This is a genomic window from Pantoea sp. PNA 14-12 (assembly GCF_004364735.1).
In the GTDB taxonomy this organism is placed as follows: Bacteria; Pseudomonadota; Gammaproteobacteria; order Enterobacterales; family Enterobacteriaceae; genus Pantoea; species Pantoea stewartii.
In genome coordinates, this window is the sequence record NZ_SOAJ01000001.1 from 210,062 (window position 1) to 226,035 (window position 15,974).

Annotated in this window: 14 protein-coding genes; 4 read left to right on the forward strand and 10 right to left on the reverse strand. The window is 55.6% G+C overall.

Translation table 11 applies throughout. The features are described 5' to 3' along the window. Positions 1–258 precede the first annotated feature (258 nt). On the forward strand, positions 259–1,560 hold the full coding sequence (locus C7434_RS01065) for an inosine/guanosine kinase (RefSeq protein ID WP_033738797.1): 1,302 nt from the start codon (positions 259–261) through the stop codon (positions 1,558–1,560). 67 nt (positions 1,561–1,627) lie between these two features. Here the strand turns inward: C7434_RS01065 and ybaL are convergent, their stop codons facing one another. Then, positions 1,628–3,322 (reverse strand): YbaL family putative K(+) efflux transporter, encoded by a 1,695-nt coding sequence (ybaL, locus tag C7434_RS01070; protein ID WP_033738703.1) that lies wholly within the window; start codon positions 3,320–3,322, stop codon positions 1,628–1,630. Positions 3,323–4,038: 716 nt separating this feature from the next. Here ybaL and ushA point away from each other — a divergent pair. After that, complete coding sequence (gene ushA, locus C7434_RS01075; RefSeq protein WP_133745062.1) at positions 4,039–5,805, forward strand: bifunctional UDP-sugar hydrolase/5'-nucleotidase UshA; 1,767 nt, start codon at positions 4,039–4,041, stop codon at positions 5,803–5,805. 45 nt (positions 5,806–5,850) lie between these two features. Here ushA and C7434_RS01080 read toward each other — a convergent pair whose 3' ends face one another. Further along, a complete protein-coding gene (locus tag C7434_RS01080; protein ID WP_133745063.1) occupies positions 5,851–6,273 on the reverse strand; it encodes a multidrug/biocide efflux PACE transporter in 423 nt (140 codons plus the stop codon). A gap of 86 nt (positions 6,274–6,359) precedes the next feature. Between C7434_RS01080 and C7434_RS01085 the strand changes: the two genes are divergently transcribed. Next, a complete protein-coding gene (locus C7434_RS01085; RefSeq protein WP_033738707.1) occupies positions 6,360–7,229 on the forward strand; it encodes a LysR family transcriptional regulator in 870 nt (289 codons plus the stop codon). Here C7434_RS01085 and ybaK read toward each other — a convergent pair. The 4 genes from ybaK to C7434_RS01105 all read right to left on the reverse strand — a co-directional run bounded on the left by ybaK (position 7,226) and on the right by C7434_RS01105 (position 12,039). Next, positions 7,226–7,705, reverse strand: coding sequence for a Cys-tRNA(Pro)/Cys-tRNA(Cys) deacylase YbaK (gene ybaK, locus C7434_RS01090; protein WP_006117912.1), 480 nt, complete (start codon positions 7,703–7,705; stop codon positions 7,226–7,228). The genes C7434_RS01085 and ybaK overlap by 4 nt on opposite strands. A gap of 184 nt (positions 7,706–7,889) precedes the next feature. Next, complete coding sequence (locus C7434_RS01095) at positions 7,890–8,693, reverse strand: TraB/GumN family protein (RefSeq protein ID WP_006117911.1); 804 nt, start codon at positions 8,691–8,693, stop codon at positions 7,890–7,892. Positions 8,694–8,760: 67 nt separating this feature from the next. Further along, positions 8,761–11,277 (reverse strand): copper-exporting P-type ATPase CopA, encoded by a 2,517-nt coding sequence (gene copA / locus C7434_RS01100; RefSeq protein ID WP_133745064.1) that lies wholly within the window; start codon positions 11,275–11,277, stop codon positions 8,761–8,763. 429 nt (positions 11,278–11,706) lie between these two features. Then, the gene (locus tag C7434_RS01105) at positions 11,707–12,039 is read right to left on the reverse strand and encodes a seryl-tRNA synthetase class IIa (protein WP_033738713.1); all 333 of its coding nucleotides are present in this window, start codon (positions 12,037–12,039) and stop codon (positions 11,707–11,709) included. A gap of 400 nt (positions 12,040–12,439) precedes the next feature. Here C7434_RS01105 and cueR point away from each other — a divergent pair, with 400 nt between their 5' ends. Further along, the gene (gene cueR / locus C7434_RS01110; protein ID WP_006117867.1) at positions 12,440–12,856 is read left to right on the forward strand and encodes a Cu(I)-responsive transcriptional regulator; all 417 of its coding nucleotides are present in this window, start codon (positions 12,440–12,442) and stop codon (positions 12,854–12,856) included. On the opposite strand, the gene C7434_RS01115 is transcribed toward cueR, so the two are convergent. From C7434_RS01115 to C7434_RS01130, 4 genes are all read right to left on the reverse strand, one after another. Next, positions 12,832–13,290, reverse strand: coding sequence for an NfeD family protein (locus C7434_RS01115; protein WP_033738715.1), 459 nt, complete (start codon positions 13,288–13,290; stop codon positions 12,832–12,834). The genes cueR and C7434_RS01115 overlap by 25 nt on opposite strands. Beyond that, on the reverse strand, positions 13,290–14,204 hold the full coding sequence (locus C7434_RS01120) for an SPFH domain-containing protein (RefSeq protein ID WP_006117865.1): 915 nt from the start codon (positions 14,202–14,204) through the stop codon (positions 13,290–13,292). The genes C7434_RS01115 and C7434_RS01120 overlap by 1 nt, the downstream gene beginning before the upstream one ends. Positions 14,205–14,262: 58 nt before the next feature. After that, positions 14,263–15,120 carry a co-chaperone YbbN gene (locus tag C7434_RS01125; RefSeq protein WP_006117864.1) on the reverse strand — a complete coding sequence of 286 codons (858 nt, stop codon included), beginning with the start codon at positions 15,118–15,120 and terminating at the stop codon, positions 14,263–14,265. Between the two features lie 79 nt (positions 15,121–15,199). Further along, positions 15,200–15,973 (reverse strand): SDR family oxidoreductase, encoded by a 774-nt coding sequence (locus C7434_RS01130; RefSeq protein WP_033738720.1) that lies wholly within the window; start codon positions 15,971–15,973, stop codon positions 15,200–15,202. Between the last annotated feature and the right edge of the window lies 1 nt (position 15,974).

Sequence of the window (15,974 nt, forward strand, 5' to 3'; positions counted from 1 at the left end):
CCGTTTTCTGGCCCTTGCTGCCTGACAGGTACGGAACCGCATTACTGTCGTGCTGCATCCTCCTACAGGCTGTCATGAACCTGCAGGCGCCACGTCCCGGCGTTCATCAGATGGCCTGCCAGGAATATACGCTGATACGTCAGATGCGCCGGAGTCTGGCAGGGCGGGATGGGCGAGCTACGGATTCGCGCGCAGCGTTAAAGTCGTCGTAGAGAATATGATATGCTTCTCTGCCTGTTTTTCCTCACGGCAGTCACCATGAAATTTCCCGGCAAACGTAAATCCAAACACTATTTTCCCGTCAGCGCGCGCGATCCCCTTCTCCAGTCCTCGTCATTCGATAACGAAGACGGCAGTTGGGTAGTGGGCATCGATCAGACGTTGGTCGATATCGAAGCGAAAGTCGATGACGCCTTTCTGGTCCGCTATGGTCTGAGTGCCGGCCATTCGCTGGTCATTGACGATGCCGTGGCAGAAGCGCTGTACGCTGAACTGATGCGTGACGAGCTGATTACTCACCAGTTCGCAGGCGGCACGATTGGCAACACGCTGCACAATTTCTCCGTGCTGGCGGACGACCGTTCCGTATTGCTGGGCGTGATGTGCAATAACATTCAGATTGGCGGTTATGCGTATCGTTACCTTTGTAATACTTCGAGCCGCATGGATCTTAACTATCTTCAGGGCGTGGACGGAGCGATTGGCCGCTGTTTCACCCTGATCGGCGATCAGGGCGATCGGACCTTTGCGATTAGCCCTGGCCAGATGAACCAGCTCAAAGCGGAAAGTGTGCCTGAGGACGTAATTGCGGGCGCTTCCGCGCTGGTTCTGACCTCGTATCTGGTGCGTTGCAAAGACGGTGAACCGATGCCACAGGCGACGCTGCAGGCTATCGAGTATGCAAAGCGCCACAACGTGCCAGTGGTGCTGACGTTAGGCACGAAACACGTGATAGGTGACAATCCTCAGTTCTGGCGTGATTTCCTGCGTGACCACGTGTCGATTGTGGCGATGAACGAAGAAGAGGCGCTGGCGCTGACGGGCGAGGCCGACCCGCTACTGGCCTCGGACAGGGCGCTGGAGTGGGTGGATCTGGTGCTGTGCACGGCAGGGCCGACCGGTTTATATATGGCGGGCTATACCGAAGACGAATTTAAGCGTAAAACCAACCATCCTTTGTTACCGGGCGCGATTGCTGAATTCAACCAGTACGAATTCAGTCGCGCAATGCGTAAACAGGATTGTCAGCAGCCGTTACGCATTTTCTCGCACATCGCGCCCTACATGGGCGGCCCGGAGAAGATCATGAATACCAATGGGGCAGGGGACGGCGCGCTGGCAGCGTTGCTGCATGACATTACGGCGAATAACTACCATCGCCGCAACGTACCTAACTCCAGTAAACATGCGCGTGCTTATCTGACCTATTCGTCGCTGGCGCAGGTCTGCAAATATGCTAACCGGGTCAGCTATCAGGTCCTGAATCAGCATTCGCCCCGACTGACGCGCGGTTTGCCTGAGCGTGAAGACAGCCTGGAAGAGTCCTACTGGGATCGTTAAGGCTGACAAGTCAGACGCCCCGCTGAATCTCTGAGAGTTCAGCGGGGCGACAGCCGTTTGGGATGGATTAGTGCTGGCCTTCGCTGACGGTTTTTTCTTCCTGCAGCGTTAGCTTTTCCTGTAACTTTTGAATAATACTGGCGGCAATTTCCCGCTCACCCATAACGACGTGGTTTGCACCGCGCTCCAGAATATACTCCACTTCATCGTCATAATGGGCATGCACGATAATATCGATATCAGCCTGCTTCTGTCGTGCTGCCGTCACAATTTCGCCTACCTCGTAGCCGTTAGGGATAGTGACTAACAGCCAGCTGGCACAGTCCACCCGCGCCAGCGCCAGGGTATTGGCGCGGGCAGCATTCGCCAGCACCGCTCTGATCCCCTGATCCCGTAAGGCTTTTACGCGCGGGATGGAGCTTTCTACCACCACCACCGGAATATTCAGTTTGATCAGTTGCTCACACAGCAGGTTGCCGACGCGACCATAGCCAACGATGACCGCATGGTTGCAGACATCCACAGGAATCTCTTGTTCTTCTTCCAGCGCTTCTTCCAGCGTCTGCTGCTCCATCGTTTCATTTTTGGCGAGGTAACGCCCCAGCAGCGTAAACAGAACCGGATTGAGCATGATAGAAAGGATAGCGGCCGCCAGGACCAGATTTCGGCCTTCTTCATCAAGCAGGCCAAGTGAAATGCCCAGACCGGCAAGAATAAAGGCAAACTCGCCGATTTGCGCCAGACTCACCGAGATGGTCATCGCTGTCCGACGCGAATGACCCAGCAGCGAAACCAACAGCCAGGCGGCGGCGGATTTGCCGATGACGACAATCACCAACGCACCCAGCACGGCCAGCGGCTCTTTCACCAGGATCATGGGATCAAATAACATGCCGACAGAGACAAAGAACAGCACTGCAAAAGCATCCCGTAATGGCAACGTGTCACGGGCAGCGCGCTGACTTAACTCCGATTCATTCAGCACCATCCCGGCAAAGAACGCACCCAGCGCAAAAGACACGTCGAAGAACTCGACGGCGCCAAATGCGATGCCCAGCGCCAGCGCCAGGACAGACAGCGTAAACAGCTCGCGTGAACCCGTGGCCGCACTTTTCGCCAGAATCCAGGGGACCGCACGGCGGCCTACCACCATCATCAGCACCATAAAGGCGGCAACTTTGCCGATGGTCCAGAGCAGATCCCAGATCACCAGGCTGGCGCTGGCGTTGCCCTGTTCCATCATGCCCGCAATGGCGGGCAGCAAGACCAGCGTAAGCACCATCACCAGGTCTTCGACAATTAACCAGCCGATAGCAATTTGACCGCGCTGGCTTTCAATCAGCTGCCGTTCTTCTAACGCACGCAGCAACACCACGGTACTGGCGGTAGAAAGACACAAGCCAAACACCAGGCCGGTCATCCACGACCAACCCATCGCCCATGACATCAGCATTCCCAGCAAGGTGGCTACCGCGATCTGTGCAATCGCGCCGGGAATGGCTATCCGCTTTACCGACATCAGGTCCTTCAGTGAAAAGTGCAGACCGACGCCAAACATCAGCAGAATCACGCCCAGTTCGGCCAGTTCCGGCGCCAGATTCGTGTCTGCCACAAAGCCGGGTGTAAAAGGGCCGGCCATAACGCCAGCAACAAGGTAACCCACCAGCGGAGAAATTCGTAACCGGTTAGCCAGCATACCAAGGAGGAAAGCCAGAACCAGTGCCCCGACAATAGTGGTGATCAGCGGTGTGGTGTGATGCATGCCTGTCTCCTTGGATGTAAATGTATCCGGTTGTAACAAATGAGTTTAATGCATATCAGGCGGCATCGCTGAATAATTTGTGGGATTATCAAAAGAAATTAGGGAAATAGGCGAAAAGCGCAAGATGAAGGCTGTTTTTCTCACTTATCGCGGTTATGGGTCGATACAACGGTCTGTTGCGTACGGTCATGAAGGAGTTTATTCATTCTAAATGACACAAGCGTGACGATAATGAGGTGAAAATGTGTTAGTAACAGCCTACAACCGCACTCAGGCAGCGATTTGCCTGCTCCCTTTGCTTCGTTGGCCTCCGTGTGTCGGGGCGGCCGGATAGGCGGCTGACCTGATGGCATGAAAGCGCATGATAAAACAGCAAACAAAACAGTCTGTTATTTAGCATTGGCTCAGCCAGCCTTGTCTGCGCGCGCGAAAGCCATCTTGACGAAATGCACCGTTAAAAACAGAGTAATACATAAATTTAACACAGGGCGAATCACACCAGCGAAAGTAGCTAAAAATTAACAAGCTGATCGTTCCTTCTGCTTAACATTGCGCCTTCATGCATAACAGTGATGACAAAATCAGACCCTGTCCTGCGCTGAACAACCTGCGATAATGACCAGACGACGCGCGATAAACTTGAGTTAACACAGGGAATGTGCGACACAGAAGGGCGCTGACGATCGGCAAGAATCATTATTCAAAGGAGAGAGGCTGTGGTGTTATCTCGATGGGCGGGTGCGGGTCTGACCGGAGCGATGTTGCTCTCATCACTGTTTACTCAGGCCGCCGTGCCTGACCGGAGTTACCGTTTCAGCATTTTGCACACCAACGATCTGCACGGCCATTTCTGGTCTGATGAGCAGGGCGAGTACGGTCTGGCGGCACAAAAAACATTAATAGATACCGTACGCTACGATATTCAGGCCAAAGGCGGTGGTGCACTGATTTTGTCGGCCGGAGATGTCAACACTGGCGTGCCGGAATCGGATGCCCTGGATGCCGAACCTGATATTCGTGGCATGAACCTGATTGGTTACGATGCCATGACGCTGGGCAACCATGAATTCGATAAACCCCTCGCCGTGCTGCGGAAACAGGAAAAATGGGCCAAATTTCCTTTTCTGGCCGCGAATGTTTATCAAAAAAGCACAGGTAAACGTCTGTTTAAGCCCTGGGCGATGTTCCGGCGCATGGGGCTGAAGATTGCGGTTATCGGGTTAATCACGCCGGATACCGCCCGCCTGACCAACCCTGAACAGTTAACGGATATCGAATTCCGTGACCCGGTAGCCGAAGCCGTAAAGGTTGTGTCTGAACTACGCGCCAAAGAAAAACCGGATGTGATCGTGGCGCTGACCCATCTTGGTCATTATGACGACGGCAAACACGGCAGTAACGGGATTGATGATGTGACGCTGGCGCGCAGGTTGCCTGCGGGCACCCTCAATATGATCGTAGGGGGGCATTCGCATGACGCGGTCTGTATGGAAAAAGAGAATGTGAGCCGCAAAGATTACCAGCCGGGTCAGCCCTGTCAGCCTGACCGGCAAAATGGCGTCTGGATTATGCAGGCGGAAAAGTGGGGAAAATATGTCGGACGTGGCGATTTTACCTACCGCAATGGCGAGGTTACCCTGGCGTCGTATCAGCTCATCCCGGTTAACCTCAAACATAAAATCAAAAATCTCGATGGCAGCGAATCCTGGCTGACCTGGCAGGAAGAGATCCCCAAAAACACGGCTATGATGAAATTACTGACGCCGTTTCAAAAACGCGCTGAAGCGACGTTGCAGGTGAATGTCGGGCGCGTCAACGGGGTGTTTTCCGGCGAAAAAGAAACCGTGCGCGTTCAGCAAAGCAGCCTCGGGCAGCTCATCCTGCGGGCGCAGATGGCCGCGACCCAGGCCGACTTCGCCGTGATGAGCGGCGGCGGAATTCGGGCCTCGCTCAAACCAGGGCCCGTAGCGTGGCGCGATTTGCTCCAGGTCCAACCCTTTGCCAATCAGGTCGTTTCCGTCACGCTGAGTGGGGCGGAAATTAAACGCTATCTGGCGGTGGTGGCGAATATCGAACCGGGTTCAGGCGGTTATGCCCAGTTTGCAAATGTCAGTCTGACCGCGAATGGCAGCGGCGTGAGTAAAGTCACGATCAACGGACAGCCGCTGGATGACACCAAAACTTATCGGATGGCGACTAACAGCTTCAATGCGGCGGGCGGCGATGGCTATCCCCGTATTGATTCACATCCGGGTTATGTCAACAGTGGCAACGTTGACGCCGTGGTGCTGCGTGACTGGGTCAGTAAACATTCGCCGCTGAATGCCAGCGACTACGTGCCTCGCGATAAGGTGATTTACCAGACGGCAACGGCCCAGGATACATTGAAAGACGCGAAAGAAACGGTGCCCGCGCGTCGTTATCCCAAAATGATTTTGGCATGGATACAACACTGGAACGGGGAACGTGCAGCACCGCGTTAAATCACCGGGGAGGCGCTTCGTCTCCCCGGTGCCTTGTCAGGCGCGTCAGGCCTTACGGTTGAACCAGTGCAACCGCAGTTTATCCCACACCAGGTTATAGACGAAGGTGTAGGGCAGAAAGAACAGAAAAAACGCCACTTCGATCATAAAGGCCTGCCATAACGAAATCTCCAGCATCCAGGCGGCCAGCGGAAGCCCTATCAGGATAAAGCCGCCCTCAAATCCCAGAGCATGCAGCACACGAACCCATGCACTGCGTTTCTGACGAGGCGGATACCAGCGATCAAACACGCTGTTGTACATCATATTCCAGAGCATCGCGACCGTGGACAACATGATGGCCAGTGCGCCCATCTGAAACAGCGGTTTATCCATCATCCAGGCTGCCAGCGGGGCAATGGTGAGGATGGCCAGACCTTCAAACAGGCTGGCATGTAAGATGCGCTCGGTGAGTGAACGGGTTTGCATGTCAGTCTCCTTAGTTCAGGTGCCTATTTTCCCATGGCATCATGCTAAGATAAAATGATCATCTATCGATAAAAGCGATGGTTCACATGCGTTACTCTCCTGAATCCCTGGAAGCCTTTGTGCAAACGGTAGCCAGTGGCTCGTTTTCTGCCGCCGCGCGCGCCTTAAACAAAAGCCAGTCCACCATCAGCGTGGCTGTGGTTAACCTGGAAGACGATCTGGGTTTTGCCTTATTTGACCGGCGCGGTCGTCAGCCGCAACTGACCGAACAAGGGCGACGCGTCTTACCGCAGGTTCAGCAGATTCTTGCCGCCAGTGAGCGACTGGATGCGCTGGCAACGCGCCTGTCCGAGGGAATCGAACCACGGCTCAGCGTGGCGGTATCTGACTTCTGGCAAACGCACTACCATCAGCGCCTGCTCAGGCAATTTGACAGGCGCTATCCGGAGGTGGAGCTGGAAGGCATTGCCGCAGAAGATGACGATGTCGTCGAACTGTTGCAAACCGGGCGCGCGCAGATCGGCGTGATTCGTGCCCAGCCGACGCTCCCGGCTGACATCGCGGTCGCCCGCCTGCAGGTCGATGCTGAGTTAGGGATTTACCTGCACCGGGATCATCCTCTGGCGCAGGAAGCGACGGTGAATGAAAGCCAGCTTGAACCCCTTCGTCACCTTCGTCTCAATACCTGGACCGAACGCCGCGCCCCCACTTTTCAGGGCAGGGCCTGGTCTGCTCAGACATATTATGTGCTGCTTGAGATGGCGGAACAGGGCTTTGGCTGGAGCATTTTGCCGCGCTGGCTGGTGAAACAGTTTGGACATGGTGTCTTAAAGGAATTGCCTGTCGCCGGGTGGCCGCAGCGCATCGCCGTAGAAGTGGTCTGGTCGCGCCGCCATCCGCCCGGCCCGGCCGGGCGCTGGATGATTGATGAACTCTGTGCTCTGCAACCGGCTTAATCGCGTCGGGCAATGTCTGCCAGCGGGGCATCCAGAAGACGGGACAAATCCTGCGGGCTGAGTTCAATATCCAGTCCGCGTTTACCGCCAGAAATGAACAGCGTGGCAAAGTCGTTGGCTGAGTGGTCAATCACCGTCGGCAGACGCTTTTTTTGCCCCAGCGGACTGATGCCGCCGATCAGATAACCCGTAATCCGCTGCGCCAGCAGGGGATCGGCCATCTCCGCTTTTTTTGCCCCGAGAGCCTTAGCCACCTTTTTAAGATCAAGCTGCGTTGCCACGGGCGTCACCGCCACGGCCAGCTGCTTTGCATCACCGTTCAGCGCCACAAGCAACGTTTTATAGACCTGGCGGGCGTCCAGATTAAGCTTACGCACCGCTTCATCGCCAAAATGCGTTTCGCTTGCGTCATGCTCATAAGGGTGCAGTGTGAAGCTGACTTTTTGTTTTTCCAACAGTTTTACCGCAGGCGTCATAATGGCCTCTGATTCAGAAAAATCTTATTACGTTTTATTGAAGGATAAATGTGGCGAAATAATGTGCTTTAGGCGAGAATTGCCACGCGCCAGCAACTGGGTTGTTGAGCGATAACTAAAATCATTAACACATTCCTCTTTGAAGAGCCGATATGACTGTCGGCTCTCTTTTTTTTATCCCTGATTACTCCGCTCGTAGCAGGGCTGGCAGATTGTTCTCGCCATATAAATGCAGTGCGCCGACGGCCACCACATAACGTCCCGCGGGCAACGTTTGTAATCGCCCGCGCCACTCACGGTTGCGCTGGCTAATCAGCGTGTCATTGAGCGTCTGACTGAACGTCGCCGGTAAGGCGATTTGCGGTTCGCGGGGCGGGCTTTCCAGCCACCAGCTCACCATCGTCTGCAACATGCGCGCGTTGGTGTGCCAGTGCGTCAGCGTATCCTGCAGCAGCGCCATACCGTTATCGGGCAGCGACTTTAACAGGGTGATTTGCGCGTCTGCGCCCTCCAGCTCAATCACGGGTTTTTGCAGTGAACGTGCCGCCTGAAGCAACTGATAATCAATGCCGTAATCCGGGCGCAATCCCAGCCGCTGGGCCTGACGGGCCTGCAGCATCAACGCAATTTGCCAGGCTGGTGACGTATCAAACTGCGTCAGGGACAAACCGGTCTCATTGCATAACGCGTCCAGCTTCGCCAGCGTGCCTTCATCCATACGCACCGACAGCGGCGGGCATACTTCGGTGTCATCAAATGGCGAACCGCCCTGAGTAATATCCGCTTCCACTACCAGGGCATCGGCATTTTGCAACTGTTGTAGCAGCCGCACTGGCAGAGGCTGCATATCGCGCGTGCCCATATGAATGCTTCCCACCAGATGAAACTGGCATGCTCCCGACCGGATATCGACGGCCGGCCACCGGTAGCTGGTGGGAAAAAGGGGCGCCATCCAGTTACGCAAACGTTGCCAAAGGCTCGCAGTCATTCCCTGTCCTTACTGTGTTAAAGACACCATGCTAGCGGGATCCGGCGGCGAAAAACAGAGGCGGCCGTTAAGGCTTCTTGCGCGGTGTGAAGCGCAGTAGCCGGTTAGCATTGCTGACGACGGTAATCGATGAGAGTGCCATCGCCGCGCCGGCAACAATCGGGCTGAGTAACAACCCCGTGAAGGGATAGAGCACGCCCGCAGCCAGCGGAATACCGATAATGTTGTAGATAAAGGCACCAAACAGGTTCTGACGGATATTCCTGAGTGTGGCGGATGCAATCGCTAAGGCATCTGCCACGCCATGCAGGTCGTCACGTAGCAACGTTATCGATGCGCTTTCCACCGCCACATCACTGCCGCCGCCCATGGCTATGCCGACATCCGCCTGGGCCAGCGCGGGTGCATCATTAATCCCATCGCCGATCATGGCGACCTGACGGCCTTGCTGCTGCAACTGGCTGATCGCATCGGCTTTACCTTCCGGCAAAACACCCGCAATCACTTCATCCATGCCCACGTCATCAGCAATAGCGCGGGCGGTATTCTCATGGTCCCCGGTCAGCATAATCAACCGGTAACCTGCCTGATGCAGCCGTTGCAGCGCTTCACCCGCCTCCGGCCGCAGAGTATCACGCAGGCTAATCAGGCCAGTAAGCTTCCCGTCTTCAGCCAGTAAAACCGGCGTTGCGCCCTGGCGGGTTAGTCTCTCCGTTTCTTCCTGTGCCGCCTGGCAATCCACACCGTGCTCGCTTAACAGGCTGACATTACCCAGGACAAGTTGTCTGCCGTTAAGAATGCCACTCACCCCTTTGCCGCGTATTGTACGAAATTGCGAAATCTCAGGCTTCTCGCCAGCGCCGGCCTCTGCCACGATAGCTTTCGCCAGTGGATGCCCTGACGCCTGTTCCAGTGCCGCAGCGGCAGAGAGCACGGCATCGCGGGTGCTGCCCTGCCAGGTGATAACCTCGGTGACCTGCGGGGCACCTTGGGTAAGCGTGCCCGTTTTATCAAACACCAGCGTGTCGATATGACTTGCGCGTTGCAATGCATCGGCATCCCGCACCAGCACACCGTATTCAGCAGCGCGTCCGGTGCCCGCGATAATCGACATCGGTGTTGCCAGACCCAGCGCACAGGGACAGGCGATGATCATGACGGTGGTGGCCACAACCAGCGCATAGGCCAGTTGGGGCTGTGGACCCACCAGGTACCAAATCAGCGCACTCAGCAAGGCAATAACCACGACCACCGGTACGAAGACCGCAGAGATACGATCCGCCAGACGGCCAACCTCAGGTTTGCTGCTCTGCGCTTTACGTACCAGCTGAATAATTCGTGCCAGCGCGGTATTGCCGCCAGTCGCCTGCGCAATAAAGCGAACGGTCCCGTCCTGCACCAGCGTACCGGCAAACAGGCGATCGCCCTGTGTTTTGGATTGGGGAACCGCTTCGCCAGTCAGCATTGCTTCGTCACACCAGGCTTCGCCTGACTGTACCTCGCCGTCTACGGGGATACGATCGCCTGCGACCAGTCGCAGGATCATACCGGGCTCTACCGCGCTGACGGGCATAAGCGTCTCACCTTGTTCCGTGATGACATTGGCCTGTGCGGGCGTAAGATCCAGCAGCCGCTCCAGGGCGCGTGAGGCACGCTGGCGCGCGCGTTGTTCAAGCGCATGGCCCAGATTGATCAGGCCCAGAATCATCACGCTGGCTTCAAAATAGAGATGACGCGCCTGCGGCGGGAAAAAGTCAGGCCAGACGACCACGCTGAAGGAGTAACTCCAGGCGGCCGCCGTTCCCAGCGCCACCAGCGTATCCATGGTGGCGCTGCGGTTAAGGAGACTGCGCCAGGCGCTGCGGTAGAAATGGCCACCCGCCCCGATCATTACCAGCAGGGTGAGCATCCCGAGGACCAGCCAGGTGGTTCTGTTCGCGGCAGTGAGCATCATATTGTCGCCCATCATGCCCCATACCATCAGCGGCACGCCCAGCAGCAGCGCGACGCCCGCCTGCCATCTAAAGCGACGCAGGGCGCGTCGGGCGCTGATTTGCTGCTTTTCACGCCGTTGCTGCTCGTCGTCAACCACTTCCGCACCGTAACCGGCCGCATCCACGGCAGCGACCAGCCGCTGTGGCTCAACATGGCCCATGACCAGCGCGCTTCGCTCGGCAAGATTAACGCGTGCCTGCTGTACACCGGCAACCTGTTCAAGGGCTTTTTCAACCCGGCTGACGCAACTGGCACAGCTCATGCCGTCAATAAGCAGGACGTGAGCAGGCAATGCTTCGGTTGCCGGCAGAGAAGAGGACTCCGTTGTCAGCGCCTCCGGCGGCGGCTCTGATGCTGTCAACGGCTCAGGCTTTGGGCGCGCGCCTTCAGGTTTCAGCGTTGCATGATAGCCCGCCTGTTCGACAGTGGCGATGAGCGAAGTGACCTCGGCGCTGCCAGAAATGCTGGCTTCCTGTTGGGTGACCTCGGCCTGTTCAACATCGTCGCGCTGCTCAAGCGCCTCTTTTACGCGTTTAACGCAATGGCCGCAGGATAATCCTTCCAGTGCCAGGATAACCGTATTTGACATCGTTGACTCCTTGGTTGGTGTGGCGGAGTGAGTAGTCAGAAGTGACTGTGACTAAGGATAAACCTTCCATCAAGGGGAAGGTCAAATACAGGCTGTTAAAAGGCACAGAATGCCAGAATGGGTGGGTAAAAAATGTGCAGCCCGTGTCGCGGGTGGGGGTGGAAAAGCAAAAGCCCCGGGTTATCCGCGGGGCTTTTATGCATCGTTTCGGCGTCAGACGAGCTGTGTGACAACTAACCCGAATCGGATTATCTGAGCGGCGAGCCTTAGCCGGAATTACGCAGCAGGGCGCCTTCAGGGCCTGTCCGCTTCACTGTCAGACTTAATCGTTAATGATGGTCACGATACAGGGTTTTTTACGCGTTATCGCGGGGTGACGCACTGGCGCATTTAACGCAAAAATACTCTACAACACCGCTGTGACGTCCATCATCCCTTCGGTCTTGTGAAGAGGACCAGTATGCCCAGAATAATGTCGCCAATCACCCAAATGCCGCCAATAGCCATGACACCTAAACCGGCACCGATCGCAGCACCCGCTCTTTCCGCATCAGAAGCCGCGTTGTTGACCACCTCGCCGCTTCCACTTAATCCGGCAACAAGGCAGTAGATCATGAGAATGTTGAACAGGATGAAAGCCCATTTGATGACTTTGCCAAAGAACGAACGGCGTGGTTTTCTGAGCTGTTTGGCACATGACGGACAACGTAATGCTGAATCACTTACTTCCTTATGACACTCCGGGCAGCTGACTAAAGCCATAATCACTCCTTAATTTATGTGATTAACAGTTACAAATGGGCGGCATTTTATAAGATTTTTACGCATTGATAATATTTATATGGCTGTTTTTTATGGATTTGATTTAAGTGCCGTGCTTGTGCACGGGCAGCCTGGGGCAGAGGAAGAGCTGCCAACGTAAGCAACATAAGGGAAACAGGAATCAACGCGCGGTCCCTGAAGCCTGACGATGAGCAGGCTCAGACCTCAGAAACGGGGTGATGTGCGCTATAGTTTCTCAGGAAAGCGGGTCAACATAGTGAAGTGAAACCAGGGTGATAAGGCAGAGGCTAAACAGGTAAACTGAGCATTAAGCCAGCAGCGTGCGAACGTTGTTTTCATCATCCCGCTAACTGTTAAGGGGAAGGGCAGGGAACCCATTATGAATATTAGTGCCGTAGCGAAAAAGACCGGACTGACCAGCAAGGCTATTCGTTTTTATGAGGAGAAGGGCGTCGTGACGCCCCCGTTGCGCGGGGATAATGGTTACCGGCATTACAATACGCATCATCTTGATGAGCTGAATCTGCTGCGCCAGGCGCGCCAGGTTGGCTTTACACTGGATGAATGCCGCGAACTGGTTGCGCTGTTTAACGATCCTGAACGTCACAGCGCCGATGTGAAGGCACGTACGCTGCAAAAAGCCGATGAGATTGCTGCGCATATTGAAGAGTTGCACGCCATGCGCGCACGTTTGCTGGCGCTGGCGGCAGCCTGTCCGGGCAACGACAGTGCAGACTGCCCCATCATTAATGACCTGGCAGGTTGCTGCCGTCAGGCTGACGGCAAACGTGGCTGAATACGTAGCGTGATGCCTTCAACGGCCACGATGACCACTTCGGTTCCGGCAGGCAAATTGTGTTCGGCCTGAACGCGCCAGCTGCTGTCACCGATGCGCACATGTCCGATACCGTTTTGCAGCGTCTGTTCCAGCGTCAGGTGTAAACCAATCATCTGGCTGCCGCGCTGGTTCAGCGAACTGGGCTGCTGCTGACGTTCGCGGTAGCGTAGCCAGCGAGACCATAAAAATACGCTGACCAGTGTGAACAGGGCAAACAGCATCCCTTGTGCGGCCCAGTTCATGGGGAGAAACCAGACTACAAGGCCAACCAGCATGGCGGCCAGCCCGCTCCAGAGCAGATAACCACTGGTACCCAGCATCTCAGCCGCCAGCAGTAAGCCACCCAGCGTCAGCCAGAATCCGTGCGGATGCGCCACAATTTCGCTGAGCATCAGCGCGTTGACTCGCTACGGGTTTCTTTTAACAACTCACTGATACCGCCAACGGCGCCCATCAGGCTGCTGGCATCCAGCGGCATCATCACCACTTTACTGTTGCTGGATTCGCCAATTTTTTGCAGCGCGTCGGTATATTTCTGCGCCACAAAGTAGTTCACGGCCTGGATATTGCCTGAGGCAATGGCGTCCGACACCATTTTTGTCGCACGGGCTTCCGCTTCGGCCTGGCGCTCACGCGCTTCTGCCTGAAGGAAAGCTGACGTTCTTTCCCCTTCCGCTTTCAAAATCTGGGCCTGTTTCTCTCCCTCCGCGCGCAAAATCTCTGCCTGACGCACGCCCTCCGCCGTTAAAATATCGGCACGTTTGGTACGTTCGGCCTTCATTTGCGCATTCATAGCACCGATCAGCTCCTGCGGCGGCCGGACATCGCGGATTTCGATACGGGTGATTTTTACGCCCCAGGGATTGGTGGCTTCATCCAGAATATGCAGCAGGCGCGTATTAATGCTGTCACGCTGGGACAGCATCTCGTCAAGTTCCATGCTGCCCAGCACGGTGCGCATATTGGTCATAGTGAGATTGAGGATAGCCAGTTCAAGATTACTGACTTCATAGGCAGCCCGTGCCGGATCGATAGCCTGAACAAAACAGACGGCGTCGATGGTCACGTTCGCATTATCTTTGGAGATGATCTCCTGGGAGGGAATATCCAGCACCCGTTCCATCATGTTGATCTTATGCCCGATACGATCCATGAAAGGCACGACCAGACTCAGGCCGGGCTGCAGTGTACGGGTATAACGACCAAAGCGTTCAACTGTCCACTGGTAACCTTGCGGCACAATTTTCACGCCGGACCAGACAATGACCAGTGCGACCAGAATAAGAACGGGAATAACCGTGAACATATAACCTCCGGGTTGTCAGCGTGACGGGCCAAGTCGTTCGGCCCGTTTTCTGCTTATCTCAGTAAAGCAGGGAGTAAAGCTGGCGGCGGTAGCGCGCAGCGAGGGCGTCGCCGGTGCCTAATGCAGCCAGAATCTCCTGCAACATTTTACGCGCCTGGCCATCTGCAGCATTCAAATCGCGCTTGATAAAGCTGAAGAGCAGTTCCAGCGCTTCTTCATTGCGTCCGACCTGATGCAGCTGAAGCGACAGTTTGGTTGCCAGTTCGGCGTTGTCCGGATCACTTTCCAGCTGCGACTGCAACTGCTGAATTTCTGGCGTGTCAGCGGCCTGTTTCAGCAGGTCGATCTGCGCGACCAGGCTTTGATAACGGGTGTCCTGATCCTGGAGGGGAACGGCCTTTAATACGGTTTCAGCTTCGTCGCTACGATTTAACGTAATCAGCACTTCTGCCAGCAGAAAGCCGATTTCGCTGTCTTTATTACTGAGCTGCCAGGCGTCTTTCAGCAGCGGCAGCGCGTCCAGCGGTTTGCCTTCCTGCATCAGCGCCATCGCCTGTTGGGCTTTTAGCTCTTCTTCGCGCGGCAGCACTTTTTCCAGCAGGGCGCGCACGGCCTCTTCTGGCTGCGGCCCCTGGAAGCCATCGACGGGCTGGCCATTCTGGAACAGGTAAACCGTGGGAATGGAGCGTAACCCAAACTGTGAGGCAACCCGTTGTTCCTTGTCACAATCCAGTCTGGCAAGAATAAACTGGCCTGCATATTCCTGCGCCAGGCGTTCCAGCAGTGGCGTCAGTTCCTGACAGTGTTGGCTGCGATCCGACCAAAAGTAGAACAGCACCGGAATCTGCATTGACTGCTCAAGGGTCTGATGCAGGTTGGATTCGTTAATGTCGATAATCGAAGCGTGTGGTGACATGACTAAGTCTCTTTGCAGAAAATGTTTAAAGAATATGGGGCCGACCGACCCGGCTTCAAGTTGTATTCGCGGATTCGCCTCACTGACTGCGAATTATGCGATCCAGTATCCAGCCAGGCAGCAGACGTTTCAACAGGCTCATGATATGCGCGACCAGCGTCACCGGATAACGCAGGCGGGGATGGTTGCTCTCCAGTGCGTGGCGCAGTTTGGGTAAAATGGCCTCAGGTGGTAATGTAAAACGTGCCGCAAGGCCCGGATTTTGCACCGGATTATCCTGCTCACCCTGAGTAACATTATCCGTGAAGCGGGTATGAATGGGGCCCGGTTCGATTAAACTGACACGCACGCCACTGGTATGCAGTTCCATACGTAACGCGTCGCTCCAGGCTTCCAGCGCGTATTTACTGGCCGCATAAGCGCCGCGGCCCGGCGTCGAAATAATGCCCAGCACCGAGCTGGTATTAATGATTCGGGCATTGCCCCAGGCCTTTAAGGCCGGGAGCAGGCGCAGGGTGAGCTGATGAGTGCCGAACACATTGCTGGAAAACTGCTTTTCCAGTTGCTGGCGCGTCAGGGTATTTAAGGGACCATAGGTACCAAATCCCGCATTGTTAAAAAGCGCAAACAGTCGGCCATGCGTCAGCGCCAGTACCCTGTCGGCAGCGCGATCAACGCTGTCAGGATCGTCCAGATCCAGCTGCAGCCCTGTGAATCCCAGGCTGTCCATCCGTGCGACATCGTCGGCTTTACGACAGGCTGCGATGACGTGATAGCCGCGTGCCAGCAGATCTTTGGCGGCGACCAGACCAATCCCGCTGGAGCAGCCCGTTATCAAAATGGTTTTTTGCATG

What these genes read in the sequence shown, in the direction of transcription:
- C7434_RS01065 (WP_033738797.1), top strand. Translation starts at nt 259, where the DNA reads ATGAAATTTCCCGGCAAACGTAAATCCAAACACTATTTTCCCGTCAGC.
- ybaL (WP_033738703.1), bottom strand. Translation starts at nt 3,322, where the DNA reads ATGCATCACACCACACCGCTGATCACCACTATTGTCGGGGCACTGGTT.
- C7434_RS01080 (WP_133745063.1), bottom strand. Translation starts at nt 6,273, where the DNA reads ATGCAAACCCGTTCACTCACCGAGCGCATCTTACATGCCAGCCTGTTT.
- C7434_RS01085 (WP_033738707.1), top strand. Translation starts at nt 6,360, where the DNA reads ATGCGTTACTCTCCTGAATCCCTGGAAGCCTTTGTGCAAACGGTAGCC.
- ybaK (WP_006117912.1), bottom strand. Translation starts at nt 7,705, where the DNA reads ATGACGCCTGCGGTAAAACTGTTGGAAAAACAAAAAGTCAGCTTCACA.
- C7434_RS01095 (WP_006117911.1), bottom strand. Translation starts at nt 8,693, where the DNA reads ATGACTGCGAGCCTTTGGCAACGTTTGCGTAACTGGATGGCGCCCCTT.
- copA (WP_133745064.1), bottom strand. Translation starts at nt 11,277, where the DNA reads ATGTCAAATACGGTTATCCTGGCACTGGAAGGATTATCCTGCGGCCAT.
- C7434_RS01105 (WP_033738713.1), bottom strand. Translation starts at nt 12,039, where the DNA reads ATGGCTTTAGTCAGCTGCCCGGAGTGTCATAAGGAAGTAAGTGATTCA.
- cueR (WP_006117867.1), top strand. Translation starts at nt 12,440, where the DNA reads ATGAATATTAGTGCCGTAGCGAAAAAGACCGGACTGACCAGCAAGGCT.
- C7434_RS01115 (WP_033738715.1), bottom strand. Translation starts at nt 13,290, where the DNA reads ATGCTCAGCGAAATTGTGGCGCATCCGCACGGATTCTGGCTGACGCTG.
- C7434_RS01120 (WP_006117865.1), bottom strand. Translation starts at nt 14,204, where the DNA reads ATGTTCACGGTTATTCCCGTTCTTATTCTGGTCGCACTGGTCATTGTC.
- C7434_RS01125 (WP_006117864.1), bottom strand. Translation starts at nt 15,120, where the DNA reads ATGTCACCACACGCTTCGATTATCGACATTAACGAATCCAACCTGCAT.
- C7434_RS01130 (WP_033738720.1), bottom strand. Translation starts at nt 15,973, where the DNA reads ATGCAAAAAACCATTTTGATAACGGGCTGCTCCAGCGGGATTGGTCTG.